Annotated in this window: 15 protein-coding genes; 10 read left to right on the top strand and 5 right to left on the bottom strand. The window is 69.1% G+C overall.

Features of this window, described 5'->3' with window-relative positions; genetic code table 11:
• The first annotated feature begins 2 nt into the window (after positions 1-2).
• Positions 3-359: a hypothetical protein gene (locus ABD951_RS21610; protein WP_345349974.1), complete on the top strand. Its 357-nt coding sequence runs from the start codon at positions 3-5 to the stop codon at positions 357-359.
• Positions 360-407: 48 nt separating this feature from the next.
• Here ABD951_RS21610 and ABD951_RS21605 read toward each other — a convergent pair whose 3' ends face one another.
• Positions 408-2,018, bottom strand: coding sequence for an MFS transporter (locus ABD951_RS21605; RefSeq protein ID WP_345349971.1), 1,611 nt, complete (start codon positions 2,016-2,018; stop codon positions 408-410).
• A 199-nt stretch (positions 2,019-2,217) separates the two neighbouring features.
• Between ABD951_RS21605 and ABD951_RS21600 the strand changes: the two genes are divergently transcribed.
• A complete protein-coding gene (locus tag ABD951_RS21600) occupies positions 2,218-3,660 on the top strand; it encodes a hypothetical protein (protein WP_345349968.1) in 1,443 nt (480 codons plus the stop codon).
• Positions 3,661-3,718: 58 nt separating this feature from the next.
• On the opposite strand, the gene ABD951_RS21595 is transcribed toward ABD951_RS21600, so the two are convergent.
• Positions 3,719-4,099, bottom strand: coding sequence for a VOC family protein (locus ABD951_RS21595; RefSeq protein WP_345349965.1), 381 nt, complete (start codon positions 4,097-4,099; stop codon positions 3,719-3,721).
• A gap of 3 nt (positions 4,100-4,102) precedes the next feature.
• Complete coding sequence (locus tag ABD951_RS21590) at positions 4,103-4,567, bottom strand: hypothetical protein (RefSeq protein ID WP_345349962.1); 465 nt, start codon at positions 4,565-4,567, stop codon at positions 4,103-4,105.
• Between the two features lie 167 nt (positions 4,568-4,734).
• Between ABD951_RS21590 and ABD951_RS21585 the strand changes: the two genes are divergently transcribed.
• The gene (locus ABD951_RS21585; protein WP_345349959.1) at positions 4,735-5,547 is read left to right on the top strand and encodes an IclR family transcriptional regulator; all 813 of its coding nucleotides are present in this window, start codon (positions 4,735-4,737) and stop codon (positions 5,545-5,547) included.
• Positions 5,548-5,553: 6 nt separating this feature from the next.
• Here the strand turns inward: ABD951_RS21585 and ABD951_RS21580 are convergent, their stop codons facing one another.
• Positions 5,554-6,180, bottom strand: a complete 627-nt coding sequence (locus ABD951_RS21580; RefSeq protein ID WP_345349956.1) for a TetR/AcrR family transcriptional regulator — start codon at positions 6,178-6,180, stop codon at positions 5,554-5,556.
• 103 nt (positions 6,181-6,283) lie between these two features.
• On the opposite strand from ABD951_RS21580, the gene ABD951_RS21575 reads away from it, so the two are divergent.
• The 7 genes from ABD951_RS21575 to ABD951_RS21545 are packed head-to-tail and all read left to right on the top strand — an operon-like array spanning position 6,284 to position 13,369.
• Positions 6,284-7,075, top strand: a complete 792-nt coding sequence (locus ABD951_RS21575; RefSeq protein WP_425569907.1) for a 3'(2'),5'-bisphosphate nucleotidase CysQ — start codon at positions 6,284-6,286, stop codon at positions 7,073-7,075.
• The gene (gene cysD, locus ABD951_RS21570) at positions 7,072-7,977 is read left to right on the top strand and encodes a sulfate adenylyltransferase subunit CysD (RefSeq protein WP_345349953.1); all 906 of its coding nucleotides are present in this window, start codon (positions 7,072-7,074) and stop codon (positions 7,975-7,977) included. The genes ABD951_RS21575 and cysD overlap by 4 nt, the downstream gene beginning before the upstream one ends.
• Positions 7,977-9,878, top strand: coding sequence for a sulfate adenylyltransferase subunit CysN (gene cysN, locus ABD951_RS21565; RefSeq protein WP_345349950.1), 1,902 nt, complete (start codon positions 7,977-7,979; stop codon positions 9,876-9,878). Before cysD ends, cysN begins: the two co-directional genes overlap by 1 nt.
• A gap of 53 nt (positions 9,879-9,931) precedes the next feature.
• The gene (locus ABD951_RS21560; protein WP_345349947.1) at positions 9,932-10,291 is read left to right on the top strand and encodes a nuclear transport factor 2 family protein; all 360 of its coding nucleotides are present in this window, start codon (positions 9,932-9,934) and stop codon (positions 10,289-10,291) included.
• Positions 10,288-11,100, top strand: a complete 813-nt coding sequence (locus ABD951_RS21555; protein ID WP_345349944.1) for an SDR family oxidoreductase — start codon at positions 10,288-10,290, stop codon at positions 11,098-11,100. The genes ABD951_RS21560 and ABD951_RS21555 overlap by 4 nt, the downstream gene beginning before the upstream one ends.
• A 23-nt stretch (positions 11,101-11,123) precedes the next feature.
• Positions 11,124-12,266 carry a sulfotransferase family protein gene (locus ABD951_RS21550; protein WP_345349941.1) on the top strand — a complete coding sequence of 381 codons (1,143 nt, stop codon included), beginning with the start codon at positions 11,124-11,126 and terminating at the stop codon, positions 12,264-12,266.
• Positions 12,267-12,304: 38 nt separating this feature from the next.
• Complete coding sequence (locus ABD951_RS21545; protein WP_345349938.1) at positions 12,305-13,369, top strand: DUF1214 domain-containing protein; 1,065 nt, start codon at positions 12,305-12,307, stop codon at positions 13,367-13,369.
• Positions 13,370-13,444: 75 nt separating this feature from the next.
• On the opposite strand, the gene ABD951_RS21540 is transcribed toward ABD951_RS21545, so the two are convergent.
• The gene (locus ABD951_RS21540) at positions 13,445-14,338 is read right to left on the bottom strand and encodes a 1,4-dihydroxy-2-naphthoyl-CoA synthase (RefSeq protein ID WP_345349935.1); all 894 of its coding nucleotides are present in this window, start codon (positions 14,336-14,338) and stop codon (positions 13,445-13,447) included.
• Positions 14,339-14,412: the final 74 nt, after the last annotated feature.

Below are 14,412 nucleotides of genomic sequence, written 5' to 3'. Positions count from 1 at the left end.
CGATGACCGCACTCGCGGAGGACCGTCGTGACCAGTTCGCGAAGGATGTGTCCGAACTGAAGTTGAAGACCGACAACACCGGTCGGGCGGACGGCCGGGCCCGGATCGTGGGGCTGGTGCTGATGGTGGTCGGGGCGGCGGCCGCATTCGTCGTCTACCTCGCGTCGCTGACGCTGACCGACCTGCGCAACATCGCCTCGTACCAGATCCTGGCCACCGCGCTGCTGGCGGTCACCGTGATCGGCGCCGCCGTGTACCTCGCCGGTGCCCTCGCGCGGGTGCTGCGGTTGTGGCTGCTGCGTCAGCTCTACGAGGGGCAGGCGCAGGCCGATCGCATCGCCGAGGCACTCCGCACGTAGGAACACCGCACGTAGGCGCTCCGCGCCCGTGAGTGATCTCCCCCCGGATCACCCACGGGTGACGGGGTCGCGCGGTATGCGTCCGCTGACGAGCAGGGCACCCGCGGTCAGCAGGGCGGCCAGCGAGAACGCCACCTGCAGCGCCTCGAGGCGGGCGTCGGTGTTCACGTCGACGATCGCGTCCGCGGTCGCGGGCGGCACGCCGGCGTCGTCGAGGGCGGTGCGCAGCTGGGTGTCGGACACGAACGGCACCCCGGCGGCGAGTTCGGTGCTCGCCTGCTGCGCGACCGACTCCGGTACCGCCGGATGCTCCTTGATTCCGGTCAGGACCAGCGAACTGAGGGTGGCGATCAGCACCGACCCGATCAACGCGGTGCCGAGCGACGCCCCCAGATTGGTGGCGGTGTTCTGCAGGCCGCCGACCTCGGGGCTCTTCTCGTCGGGCACCGCGGACACCGTCACCGCCCCGAGCTGGGACGAGAGCGCACCCAGACCGAGCCCCATCAGCAGCATCGGCACCGCCACGACCGCGGCGTTCGCACCGGGATCCATCCCGGCGGCGAGGATCACGATGCCGACGAGCATCGAGGCCAGGCCGAGCCGCACCACCCGCCGCGGACTCGCGTACGGCCACACCTTCGGGATCCCGGCGGCCGCGACCAGCAGTGCCGCCGACAACGGCAGCAGGCGGACGCCGGTCGCCAGCGCGCTCAGTTCCAGCACCACCGACAGGAACAGCGGGACGGCGAAGAAGACCCCAGCCTGAATCATGAACTGTGCCAGGAACATCGTCAGCCCGCCGGACAGCTGACGGTTGCGCAGCAGCGTCACGTCCAGCAGCGGCTGCCCGCCGGTCGCGGCCAGGTGGGACTGCCAGCGCAGGAACAGGTGGATCACGACCAGTCCGGCGAGGATCAGCCAGAACACCGGCGACAGGCCGAAGAACTCCGGCCCGCCCGGCCGTACCCGGACCCAGCCCCACTCGCTCGAACGCAGCACGCCGAACACCACCAGTCCGAGCCCGACCATCGACAGCAGCGACCCGAGCAGATCCAGTTTCACGCGTTGCGGGGGAACGTCCGCGATGCGGCGCAGCACCAGCAGGATGAGCACCACGATCACCACCTCGCCGGCGAACACGTACCGCCACGAGGCGAACGTCGTGACCGCGCCGCCGACCAGCGGACCCGCGGCCACGGCCATCGCGCCGGACGCGGCGATCAGCCCGTACGCGGCGGTGCGGCGCTCGGGTGGGAAGTTCGCGGCGACCAACGCGACGATCGCCGGCATGATCAGCGCGGCACCGATGCCCTCGAGCAGGGACCAGCCGAGCAGCAGCACCGCCAGGTTGGGTGCGATGGCCGTCGTGGCCGACCCGATGCCGTAGACGACCAGCCCGATCCCGAACGCCCGGCGGCGGCCCAGGATCGTGCCGATCTTGCCGCCCGTGATCATCAGGGTCGCCATCACCAGCGTGTACAGCGTGATCGCGGTCTGGATGCCGGTGATCGTGGTGCCGATGTCGGCGGCGACCGAGGCCATCGACACGTTCATCACCGAACTGTCGAGGGTCATCAGGAACTGGCCGGCGCCCAGGACGGTGAGCACCAGCGCCGATCCGGTCGCGGCGGTGCTCGATTTCGCGGTATCGACAGTCATGGGCTCGCCTCGTCGCTCGTCACGATCGTGCCTGGTTGCGGAACGTGTGCCCGCCCCGACGATTCTGCGCCGCCCACCCCCGGGGTGCACAGCGGAACACCGCCTTCCGCGTCGAGTTCACCCCGCACGGGTGATGACCCACGATCCGGAACCTGGTGTGCTCCTCGAGCAGGGTGTTCTCGACGGAGGGAGATCGACGATGGCCGGGCCGGGAAACGGTGAACCGCTGACCTCCGACGAGCGGGCGGAGCTGCAACGGCTGCGCGCGGAGGTTGCCGAGCTGAAGGCCGCGCAGCCACCCGCCGCCGCCGCACCGGCCGCCGCACCCCGCAGCGGGCACCCGGCACTGCGGTGGACGGCGACGGGACTGCTGCTGGTGCTGGTCGCGGTGCTCGGCATCGGATCCGTCGCCGCCCGGTACGCGCGCAGTCAGGTGCTCGACACCGACCGCTACGTGCAGACCGTGGCACCGCTCGCGTCGGACCCGGCCCTGCAGGCGGCGCTGACGGACCAGATCACCGAGCAGATCATGACCCGGGTCGACGTCGAGAAGATGACCGCGGACGCGCTCAGCGCACTGACCGAGGTCGCGCCGCGGGTGCCACCGGCCGTCGTCGGCCTCGCGCCCGTGATCGCCGGGCAGGCGCAGTCGTTCGTGCACAACGCCACGTCGAAGCTCGTCACCTCCGACCAGTTCCAGACGATGTGGGTCGAGGCGAATCGGAAGGCGCACGAGGAGCTGGTGTCGGTCGCGACGGGCGAGAACACCGGCAGCGTCCAGGTCAACGAGAAGGGGCAGGTGAGCATCTCGCTCGCCGCGATCATCGAGACCGTCAAGGCCGAGCTCGTCGACCGCGGTTTCGCGTTCGTCGACAAGCTGCCGGACGTGAACGCGACGTTCGTGATCTTCCAGTCCGCCGACCTGGTCAAGGCTCAGCGGGCGGTGAACTGGCTCGACAAGGCGTCCGCGGTGCTGCCGTGGCTGACGCTGCTGGTGGCGCTGCTGGCGATCTGGGCGGCTCCCCGCGGTGGACGGCGCCGGGCGGTGTCGCTGACCGGCGCCGCACTCGCGATCGGGATGGGAGTGCTGGCCATCGGGATCAGCATCGGCCGTGCCGTCTATCTGGGTGCCGTGCCGCCGGACGTGCTGCCGTCGGATGCGGCGTCGGCGCTGTTCGACACCCTCGTCCAGCCGCTGCGCACGACGCTGCGGGCGGTGTTCGTGCTCGGCCTGCTGGTCGGGATCGTCGGGTACGTGTCGGGGTCGTCCGCGTCGGCGACCGCGATCCGGCGGGGTTACACCCGGGGCATGGACCGGCTCCGGACGGCGCCGACCGACCGCGAGCCCCGCACGGTCGAACGGATCGCCGCGACCTACCGGCTGCCCCTGCGCGTCGTGATCATCGGCGTCGCGATCGCCACCCTGGTGTTCTGGCGATACCCGTCGGGAACCGTCGTGATCGTGACGATCCTGATCGCCGTACTCGCGCTGCTCGCCGTCGAGCTGCTCGCCCGGCCGGCCCTGGCCCGGCCCGCCGCCGAGGCCCCCGAGTCCGGCCCGGTCGGCGTGCCCACCGAGTCCGTGCCCGCCGCCCCCGAGCCCGCCGCACCGCCGCAAGAACGGGACCGTCCGGGCCGGTAGACCGAGCGAACGGACCGTTCCGTCGGCCTGCCGTTGGCGGCCACGGCAGGGTGGTCGGTCAGCGGGTGTCGCGGCGCAGCGGGTGGTCGGCGGGAACCTGCACCAGCACGATCGGCACGCCGTCCGGGTCCGCGATCCACATCTCGTGCAGACCCCACGGCTCCTGCCGCGGCTCGCGGACGATCGTGACCCCGGCGGACTCCAGTTCGGCGTGCGCGTCGGCGAGATCGCGGACCTGCAGCCAGATCGCGCCCTCGAAGGTCGACTCGACGTCGGATCCGCCGTGCCCGGCGACCTCGATCAGGCTCTGTCCGGCGAAGAACACCGTGCCACCGGGATACTCCCGGGCGATCGCGAGCCCGAGGGCGTCACGGTAGAACGCCAGGGTGGTCGGATAGTCCTTCGGCCGCACGATGATCCGGCTGCTCAGGATCTCCATCGCTCAGTCCTCCTCGGCGGGTCGCGCCTCGTGGCCGGGGCGGCCGTGGGTCCGCCGGGCCTCCTTCATCTCCGCCTCGTAGACGTGTCGCCGCCCGCCCAGGACGGTGTCGCGGCCGGCCCGTTCCCAGGCGCGGAACGCCGACCAGTAGCCGTCGTCGAACTCCTCGACCACCTGGAAGGTCCAGCGGCCGGGCAGGACGTTGCGGCCGAGCAGGTCGGTGTCGATGTCGGCGGCCAGCTCGGGCAGTCCGGCCGCACGCAGTGCCTCCACGGCCTCGCCGAGCTGCCGGTCGGCGTGACCGATCAGCTGGTGGAAGTCGTACAGGTGGCCGCGGGCCCGCTCGACGGTTTCCAGGGCCTCGGACAGCTTGCCCACCGCGGCAACGGCGGCGTCGCTGACACCGTCCGGTCGGGTGTGCGCCGCTGCGGGGCGCTCGCGGGGGTCGTCCGATACGGGGCGGCTCATGGAGTCAGTGTGCCCGAGTCACGCGCGCGGGGTGGTCCCTGCCGACCGGGTCGATCGTCGAGTAGGGTCCGTCGGGTAGCGCTTGAAGTGTGGTACACATCACTGATAAGAATTGATTTCAGTTCTCCGCTCCGGGGGACGCCCGAGCCCGATGGGAGGCGCGCGTCGTGACGGTGGTCGACATCGGTCGGTGGCAGGCCGAGGCGTCCGACGGGCACGCCGGTGCCGGGCGTCAGGGGCAGCGCGAGTCGATGCTCGCGCGGATGACCCGCATCATCGACGCCTTCGACGCGCCGTGCGAGGGCCTGAGCCTCGAGGACGTCACCGCGCGGACCGGGCTGCCCCGCTCCACCGTTCACCGGATCATGCTCGAACTCGTCGACCTCGGCTGGATCGCCCGCGACGGCCGCAGTTACCGCCTCGGCAGCCGCGCGCTGGGCGCGGTCGGGCCGCAGGCAACCCACGCCCGGATCAGGATGGCCGCGGCCGACACCGTCCAGGAGCTGTACCTACGTACCGGCCTCGTCATTCACCTCGGGGTCCTCGAGGGTGGCCGGGAGCACTTCCTCGACAAGATCGGCGGCCCGTTCGCCCTCGCGATCCGCAGCCGTGTCGGGTCCACGCTCGCCGCCCACCGCGGGACCGGCGGGCGCGCGATGCTCGCGCTGCTCACCCCGGAGCGTGTCGACGACCTGGTGAGTGCCGAGGTCGCGCGCGGCGAGTCCCTCGACGGGTGGACCGCCGCGCGTCTGCACGGCGAACTGAACCGGATCAGGGGGGCGTCCGGCATCGCGATCCAGGAGTCCGAGACCACGTCCGGGATCGGGGACGGCGGGATCGGATCGATCGCGTCGGCGCTGCGGAGCCCGGACGGCACCGTCGTGTCGCTGTGCGCGGCGGGTCAGGCCCGGAAGGTCCGCCTCGACCGGGTGGCGCCGCTGGTGCGCGCGGCGACGGCCCGGCTCGCGCGCGCGCTCTGACCCGGGTCAGTCCGTGGGGTCGCCGGCCGTGATGCCGCGGGTGATCGCGGCCGCGGTGAAGGACACGAGCTCGGCCGCGTCGAGGTGGTCGGCCCAGTTGTTGACGATGGTGTCCGCCACACCCATCAGTCCCGACAGCACGAACGGGATCATCGCCGGGTCGTCGCGGAGGACGCGGCCCTCGGCCTCGGCGGCCTCGCGCAGGGCGCGGTGGAGTTCGGCGTTGTAGCGATCTGCGGTGACCCGCAGCTCGCGCACCGACTCGCGTTCGTTACGCTCCGCGCCCTCGACGTCGCGCCAGACGGCGGTCAGCCGGCCGACGCGAGCCCACTGGCGCACGGTTTCGGGGATCACGGCCTCGATCAGCGCGGCGACCCCCTTGTCGCGGGGGAGCGCGGCGGCGACCGTGGCGGATTCGATCTGGCTCTCGTTCAGCAGTGCGGCGAAGATCTCCTGCTTGTCCGCGAAGTACTGGTAGATCAGCCCGGTGCTGGTGCCCGAGCGTTTGGCCACCGAGCGGATCGTCAGCGCGGCGTACCCGCCCTCGTCCAGTAGTGCGGCGGCGGCGTCGAGGGTGCGGCGCCGCCGTGCCTCGGCGTCGCCGTAGATGGACTTGCCGTTCGATTCGCTCACCGCGTCACCGTATCCGTCCGCCCCCGGGGCTCGCCGTCCCGAAGAATGAACAATGTTCGATATGGGATTGAACATTGTTCATTCTGTGTCTACAGTCACAGTCATGAACGACGACATCGCGGTGTCCATGCCGCCCCGCCCGGCCTCGCGCGCACGCTCCGACGGTCGCTCCGCGGCCGAAATCGCCACCGCCGCAGGCGAACTCCTGCTGGCGCGCCGCGCGGAGCTGCAGCGCGCCGGTGCCGACCCGGCCGACGTGCGGCGCGAGGGGGACCGGGTCGGCCACGACTTCCTCGTCGCCGCGCTCGCACGGCGACACCCGAGCGACGCGGTGCTCTCCGAGGAGGGTGCCGACGATCTCCGGCGGCTCACCGCCGACCGGGTCTGGATCGTCGACCCGCTCGACGGGACCCGCGAGTTCGGCGAGCCCGGCCGCACCGACTGGGCCGTCCACGTCGCGCTCGTCGAGCACGGGGAACTCGTGGCCGGAGCGGTCGCGATGCCCGCGCTCGGCGTCACGTACTCGACCTCGGGCGCGCCCACGCCGCCGGCACCGTCGGGCGGTGCCCCCAAGGTGGTCGTGAGTCGAACCCGCCGTCCGGAACCCGTGATGGCGATGGCCGCGGCGCTCGGTGCCGAACTCGTGGAGATGGGTTCGGCCGGCGCGAAGGCGATGGCGGTGGTCCGCGGCGACGTCGACGTCTACGCCCACGCCGGCGGCCAGTACGAGTGGGACTCCGCCGCGCCGGTCGCGGTCGCTCGTGCCGCGGGACTGCACGTCTCCCGGATCGACGGCTCCGACCCGATCTACAACCAGGCCAATCCCTGGCTCCCCGACCTGCTGATCTGCCGGCCCGAGCTGGCCCGTGACGTCCTGGAGGAACTCGGACGATGACCCGTACCCTGACCCATCTCGAACGGCTGGAGGCCGAGAGCATCCACATCATGCGGGAGGCCGTCGCCGAGAGCGAGAACCCCGTGATGCTGTACTCGGTCGGCAAGGACAGTGCGGTGATGCTGCATCTGGCGCGCAAGGCCTTCCACCCGTCGAGGCTGCCGTTCCCGCTCCTGCACGTCGACACCACGTGGAAGTTCCGCGACATGTACGAACTCCGCGACAAGAGTGCGGAGGCAGGGGATTTCGACCTGCTCGTCCACCGGAACCCCGAGTGCGTCGAGAAGGGGATCAACCCGTTCACGCACGGCTCGTCGACGCACACCGACATGTGGAAGACCGAGGGGCTCAAGCAGGCGCTCGACCTCCACAAGTTCGACGCCGCGTTCGGTGGCGCCCGCCGCGACGAGGAGAAGTCGCGCGCCAAGGAACGGGTCTTCTCGGTTCGTTCCGCCGAGCACCGCTGGGATCCCAAGCGTCAGCGCCCCGAGCTGTGGCGGATGTACAACGTGCGGAAGTCGCCGGGCGAGACGCTGCGGGTGTTCCCGCTGTCGAACTGGACGGAACTCGACGTGTGGGAGTACATCCGGCAGGAGAACATCCCGATCGTGCCGCTGTACTTCGCGGCGAAGCGGCCCGTCGTCGAGCGCGACGGCACGCTCATCATGGTCGACGACGACCGAATGCCGCTGCGGCCCGGGGAAGTTCCCGAACTCAAGAGCGTCCGGTTCCGGACACTCGGGTGCTACCCGCTCACCGGCGCCGTCGAGTCCACGGCCACGACGTTGACCGGAATCATCCAGGAGATGCTGCTCACCACGACGTCCGAGCGTAAGGGCCGCGTCATCGACCACGACGGCACCGCCTCGATGGAGAAGAAGAAGCAGGAGGGGTACTTCTGATGGCCCACTCGTCCAATCTGATCGCCGACGACATCGAGCAGTACCTCGAGCGGCACGCCAACAAGAGCATGCTGCGCTTCATCACGTGCGGCAGCGTCGACGACGGCAAGAGCACGCTGATCGGCCGGCTGCTGTACGAGTCGAAGCTCGTCTTCGAGGACCAGTTGAGTGCTCTCGAGAGCGACTCCAGGAAGGTGGGCACGCAGGGCGACGGCCTCGACTTCGCGCTGCTCGTGGACGGTCTCGCCGCCGAGCGCGAGCAGGGCATCACGATCGACGTCGCGTACCGCTACTTCAGCACGGAGCGGCGCAAGTTCGTCGTGGCCGACACCCCGGGGCACGAGCAGTACACGCGGAACATGGTCACCGGTGCCTCGACGGCGGAGCTGGCGGTGATCCTGGTCGACGCCCGCAAGGGGGTGCTCACCCAGACCCGCAGGCACTCCTACCTCGTCTCCCTGCTCGGCATCCGGCACGTGGTGCTCGCGGTCAACAAGCTCGATCTCGTCGACTACTCGCAGGAGGTGTTCGAGCGCATCGCCGGTGAGTACGCGGCGTTCGCCGCCGAGATCGGCCTCGAACACGTCGTCGCGATCCCGATGTCCGCGTACGTCGGTGACAACCTCATCGAGCCGAGCCCCAACACGCCCTGGTACCAGGGGCCGACGCTGATCGAGCATCTCGAGACGATCGAGATCGAGGACGAGGTTCGCGGCGCCCCGTTCCGGATGCCGGTGCAGTGGGTGAACCGGCCGGACCTGGACTTCCGCGGGTTCGCGGGCCAGATCGTCGGTGGCGTGGTCCGCCCCGGAGATCGCATCAGGGTGCTGCCCAGCGGCAAGGAATCCACGGTCGACCGCATCGTCACGATGGACGGTGACCTCGACGAAGCGGTGGCCGGCCGGTCGGTCACCATCACCCTGACCGACGAGATCGACATCAGCCGAGGAGACGTCCTCGTGGCGACCGACGCGCTTCCGGGTGTTGCGGATCAGTTCGAGGCGCAGGTGGTGTGGATGGGTGAGGCCGACATGCTGCCCGAGCGTCCCTACCTGTGTCAGATCGGCACGATGACGGTCCAGGCGCGCATCACACGGCCCAAGTACAAGGTCAACGTCAACACACTCGAACAGACCGCAACGAACACTTTGGCGCTCAACGAGATCGGTGTCTGCAACATCAGCTTCGACCGTCCGGTCCCGTTCGACCCGTACCGGGACAACCGGGACATGGGCGGCTTCATCCTGATCGACCGGCTGACGAACACCACCGTCGGTGCGGGTCTCGTCCGCCACTCGCTGCGGCGGTCGGACAACATCCACTGGCAGGCCGTGGACGTGAACGAGCAGGCCCGTGCGACGCTGAACGGGCACAAACCGCAGATCCTCTGGTTCACCGGCCTTTCCGGCTCCGGCAAGTCGACCATCGCCAACGAACTCGAGCGTCGCCTGTACACGCTCGGCTGCCACACGTACCTGCTCGACGGCGACAACGTCCGGCACGGCCTCAACCGCGATCTGGGCTTCACCGAGGCCGAACGGGTCGAGAACATCCGGCGGGTCACCGAGGTGGCGCGGCTGATGGCCGACGCCGGACTGATCGTGTTGGCGTCCTTCATCTCTCCGTTCCGCGCCGAACGCGAGGCCGCCCGCGAGCTGATCGGCGAGGACCGATTCTGCGAGGTGTTCGTCGACACCCCGATCGACGTCGCCGAGCAGCGGGACCCGAAGGGGCTCTACAAGAAGGCGCGGCGCGGCGAGCTCGCCAACTTCACCGGCATCGACTCGCCCTACGAGCCGCCGACGTCGCCACACGTCCGCATCGACACCACGACCATCGCACCCGAGGACGCGACCGATCGGATCGTCGAGTTCCTGCGCGACCGTGGCGTCATCTCCTGACAACGAAACAGGCTGCACCACAGAGAGTTCTACCGAAACAGAGGGAGTGATTCTTGCCGAACCGAACTGAGATCTGTGCAGTGGTGAAGTCGTACGTCGAGCACCTGGGCAATCACGACGTGGACGAGCTGGTCGCGCTGTTCGCCGACGCGGCGGTCCAGCACGAACCCCTCGGCGTCGCGACCTACCGGGGTCGCGACGAGATCCGGGCGTTCGACGAGAAGAACGCGAAGGTCCCGTTCACGGTGAGCCGCCACTCGCCGATCCTTGTCTCCGGTCGGTATGCGGCGATGCAGTTGCGCGTGCAGCGAGAGGGCATGCCCGACTTCCTCGCCAGCGATCTCTTCGAGTTCGACGACGACGGCAAGATCGTCTCGCTGAGCGTCGTTCTGGACCCCGAGGCGCAGGTATGACGCTGGGGTTGCAGGCGCCGCAGGTGATGCCGGCGATGCTCGACGGGAAGGTCGTGGTCGTTTCCGGTGTCGGGACGGGGCTCGGGCGCTCGGTGGCCGTCCGGAGTGCGCTGGCCGGTGCTCGGGTCGTCCTGGCCGCCCGGACCGAGTCGCGGCTGACGGAGATCGCTGCCGAGATCCGGGAGCTGGGCGGCACCGCCGTCGCGGTACCCACCGACCTCACCGACGACGCGTCGGTGACGAACCTCGCCGAGTCCGCGCTCGCGGAGTTCGGACGGATCGACACGGTGGTGCACAACGCCTTCGTCCAGCCGCCCCACGAGCGGCTGCTCGACACCGAATTCGAGTCGGTCCGGCAAGGCCTGGACATCAATCTGCTGGCATCGCTGCGCCTGACCCGGAAGCTGGCTCCCGCGCTCGCGCAGTCCGAGGGGTCGGTCGTGATGATCAACTCGATGGTGCTGCGGAACCAGCTGCCGAACTTCGGCGCCTACCGGGTGCAGAAGGCCGGGTTGCTCGCCCTCGCGCGCAGTCTCTCGGTGGAACTGGGCCCGGTGGGTGTCCGGGTGAACTCGGTTGCTCCCGGCTACATCTGGGCGGACCGGGTCAAGGCCATGGTCGAAAAGCAGGCTGCGCAGCGCGGCGTCGACCCGGTCGAGATCTACGCGGAGATCGCGTCCGCCACCGATCTGCGTCGGCTGCCCGAGCCCGACGACATCGCGAATGCGGTGGTGTTCCTGGCCTCCGACCTGGCCCGTGCCGTCACCGGGCAGTGCCTGGACGTCAACTGCGGGCACACCCACCACTGATCCACTCAGACAAGGAATTACCGATGACAGAGCAGCACGACGGCGTGGGTTCGATCGAGGACCTGCAGCAGTCCGCCCGCGAGCAGACCGGGCTGGACGACTTCGGCAGTGACGAGTACCTCGAGGGACTGACGGTCCTGCTCGACTCGTTCGAGCGGGAGGCCGACCTGACACCGCACGGGAAGGCGATCGCTCGCAAGATGATCACCGGGGCGCTGGCCGGCCGTCTGGTCAGCGAGTCCGGGTTCGCCCGGCACCCCGAGCACGTGGACGTCCCGATCGAGCGCCCGATCTTCGTCAGCGGCATCACTCGCACCGGCAGCACCGCTCTCCAGCGGTTGCTGAGCGCCGACCCGGCACACCAGGGCATCGAGATGTGGCTCGCGGAGACTCCGCAGCCCCGACCTGCGCGCGAGACGTGGTCGGAGAACGAGGATTTCCTTCGCGCGGACGCGTTCTACCGCGCCCGCCAGGAGAACGAGCCGGACCTGATGAAGGTGCACTTCATGGGCGCGGAAGAGGCCGAGGAGTGCTGGCGACTGCTGCAGCAGACGATGCTCTCGATCTCGTTCGAATGCGTGTCGTACGTGCCGACCTACTCGAAGTGGCTGGCGGAGCAGGACTGGACCGCGACCTACGCGCGGTACAAGAAGAACCTGCAGTTGATCGGGCTGAACGACCCGGGACGGCGGTGGGTGCTCAAGAGCCCCAGCCACGTCTTCGCGATCGACGAGATCATGAACATCTTCCCGGATGCACTGTTCATCCGGACCTTCCGGGACCCGCGCACCTCGATGGCGTCGACGTTCAGCCTCGCCGAGCAGGGCAAGCACGACATGTCGAATGCCTTCGACCGTCCGACCATCGGACGCACCCAACTCGACCTGTGGGCCCGCGGCAACGAGACCTTCAATCGTGCTCGCGCTCGGTGCAACCCGGACCAGTTCGTCGACGTGGACTACCAGGATTTCGTGGCCGATCCGCTCGGCACCGTGGAGTCGATCTACTCCCGGTTCGCGCTCCCGTTCACCGACGAGGCGCGCAGCGCGGTGCAGGCGGCACACCAGGAGAGTCTGGGGAGCCATCGCGCGCCGTCCCACCGCTACTCGCTCGACGACTTCGGGGTGACCGCCGAAGAAGTCGACGCCCGGTTCGCCACTGCCTGATCCTGATCGAGAACACCGAAAAGACAGGGAAACTCATCATGAACCCCACCTGGGAGAAGTTCTGCGCCGACCTCCTCGAGGCCGGCACCATCCTGCACGACGAGATCGTCCCGCAGGACCCGCTGACGCAGGCCGAGGGCGTCCGCTACCTGACCCGTCTGCTGCGCTACGCGACGATCAACTGCGTCGAGTACACCGATCCGCGCTGGCCTCAGTTCACGTCGGCGCCGAACCCGAACATGATGACGAAGATCGGCGCCGACAACCCGGACAACGTCTACATGCGCGCCAACATCTCCGGCAAGTACACGTATCGGATCGCGGGTACCCGGGGTACGGTGCCGCTCGTGACGTTCGGTTCGCGGATCAATCGGTACCACATCGACGGCACCATGCTGCAGACCGGTGACCTCCACATTCACGACCTCGAGGTGGACGAGCACGGTCGTTTCGAATTCATCGCGAGCGCGGAGAAGCCGGCGGACGGCACCGCGTGGTTGCAGATGGATCCGGAGAGCAACCTCATCTCCGTCCGGCAGACGTACCAGGACCGCCGCAACGAGGTGATCGCCGATCTCTCCATCGAGTGCCTGAACCCGGACGGCGAGTTCGTCCCGCTGACGCCGGAGGAGATCGGCCAGCGCCTGGACAAGGCCGTCGGCATGTTCCGCGGCACCGCCGGCACCTTCCTCGAGTGGTCACGCAAGTTCATGCCGCACCCGAACGAGATCGTCGACTGGGGCCAGGACTACTTCCAGAACGCCGGCGGTGACCCGACGATCTTCTACTTCCACGGCTACTGGAAGCTCGCCGAGGACGAGGCGTGGGTGATCGAGACCGAGATCCCGAACTGCGAGTACTACAACTTCGTGCTGCAGAACTTCTGGGTGGAATCCCTCGACTATCACCGGTCGAACATCTACATCAACAACCACACGGCCAAGATCAACGACGACGGGACGCTCACGATCGTCGTCGCGGCCAAGGACCCCGGCTACGGGAACTGGATCAGCACCGACGGCCACACCGAGGGCACGTGGGCGATGCGCTGGATCAAGGCCGACTCGCACCCGATCCCGACGTCGAGAGTCGTGAAGCTCTGATCCCGGGGTCGCCGCCGGTGACCCGGACCGAGGGGTGGTGCCTCCTGGTGGATTCCACCGCCCCTCGGGCCCGGCTCAGAAATACCAGGGATAGGGCGACCAATCCGGAGCGCGCTTCTCGAGGAACGAGTCCCGGCCCTCGACCGCCTCGTCGGTCATGTACGCCATCCGCGTCGCCTCACCGGCGAACAGCTGCTGGCCGACCAGACCGTCGTCGGTCAGGTTGAAGGCGTACTTGAGCATGCGCTGCGCCTGCGGAGACTTGCCGTTGATCTTCGCCGCCCACTCCAGCGCGACGTCCTCGAGCTCGGCGTGGTCGACGACCCGGTTCACCGCTCCCATGTGGTGCATGTCCTCGGCGGTGTAGGTGTCGCCGAGGAAGAAGATCTCGCGGGCGAACTTCTGGCCCACCATCTTCGCCAGGTACGCGCTGCCGTAGCCGCCGTCGAAGCTGCCCACGTCGGCGTCGGTCTGCTTGAACCGGGCGTGCTCGCGGGACGCGAGTGTCAGGTCGCAGGTGACGTGGAGGCTGTGCCCGCCGCCGGCCGCCCAGCCGTTGACCAACGCGATCACGACCTTCGGCATGAACCGGATCAGCCGCTGCACCTCGAGGATGTGCAACCGGCCCGCGCGGGCCTTGTCCACGGTGTCCGCGGTCTCGCCCGAGGCGTACTGGTAACCGCTGCGTCCGCGGATCCGCTGGTCGCCGCCCGAGCAGAACGCCCAGCCGCCGTCCTTCGGGCTCGGGCCGTTGCCGGTCAGCAGCACGCAGCCCACGTCGGACGTCATCCGCGCGTGGTCGAGCGCCCGGTACAGCTCGTCGACGGTGTGCGGACGGAACGCGTTGCGCACCTCCGGCCGGTCGAACGCGACGCGGACGGTGCCCTGCGAGACGTGCCGGTGATAGGTGATGTCGGTGAGGTTCTCGAACCCGGGGACAGGACGCCACAGCTGCGGATTGAAGGTCACGGGAAGCAAGGATAGGCCGCTCCCGGTCCGCGGCCTGCGGGGCCGCGGGCCCGCGGGGGATTACCGTGCAGGTC

Source organism: Rhodococcus olei (assembly GCF_039540555.1).
In the GTDB taxonomy this organism is placed as follows: domain Bacteria; phylum Actinomycetota; class Actinomycetes; order Mycobacteriales; family Mycobacteriaceae; genus Rhodococcus_G; species Rhodococcus_G olei.
The sequence above is the reverse complement of the archived record's forward strand: the minus strand, read 5'-3'. Positions and strand labels throughout refer to the sequence as shown.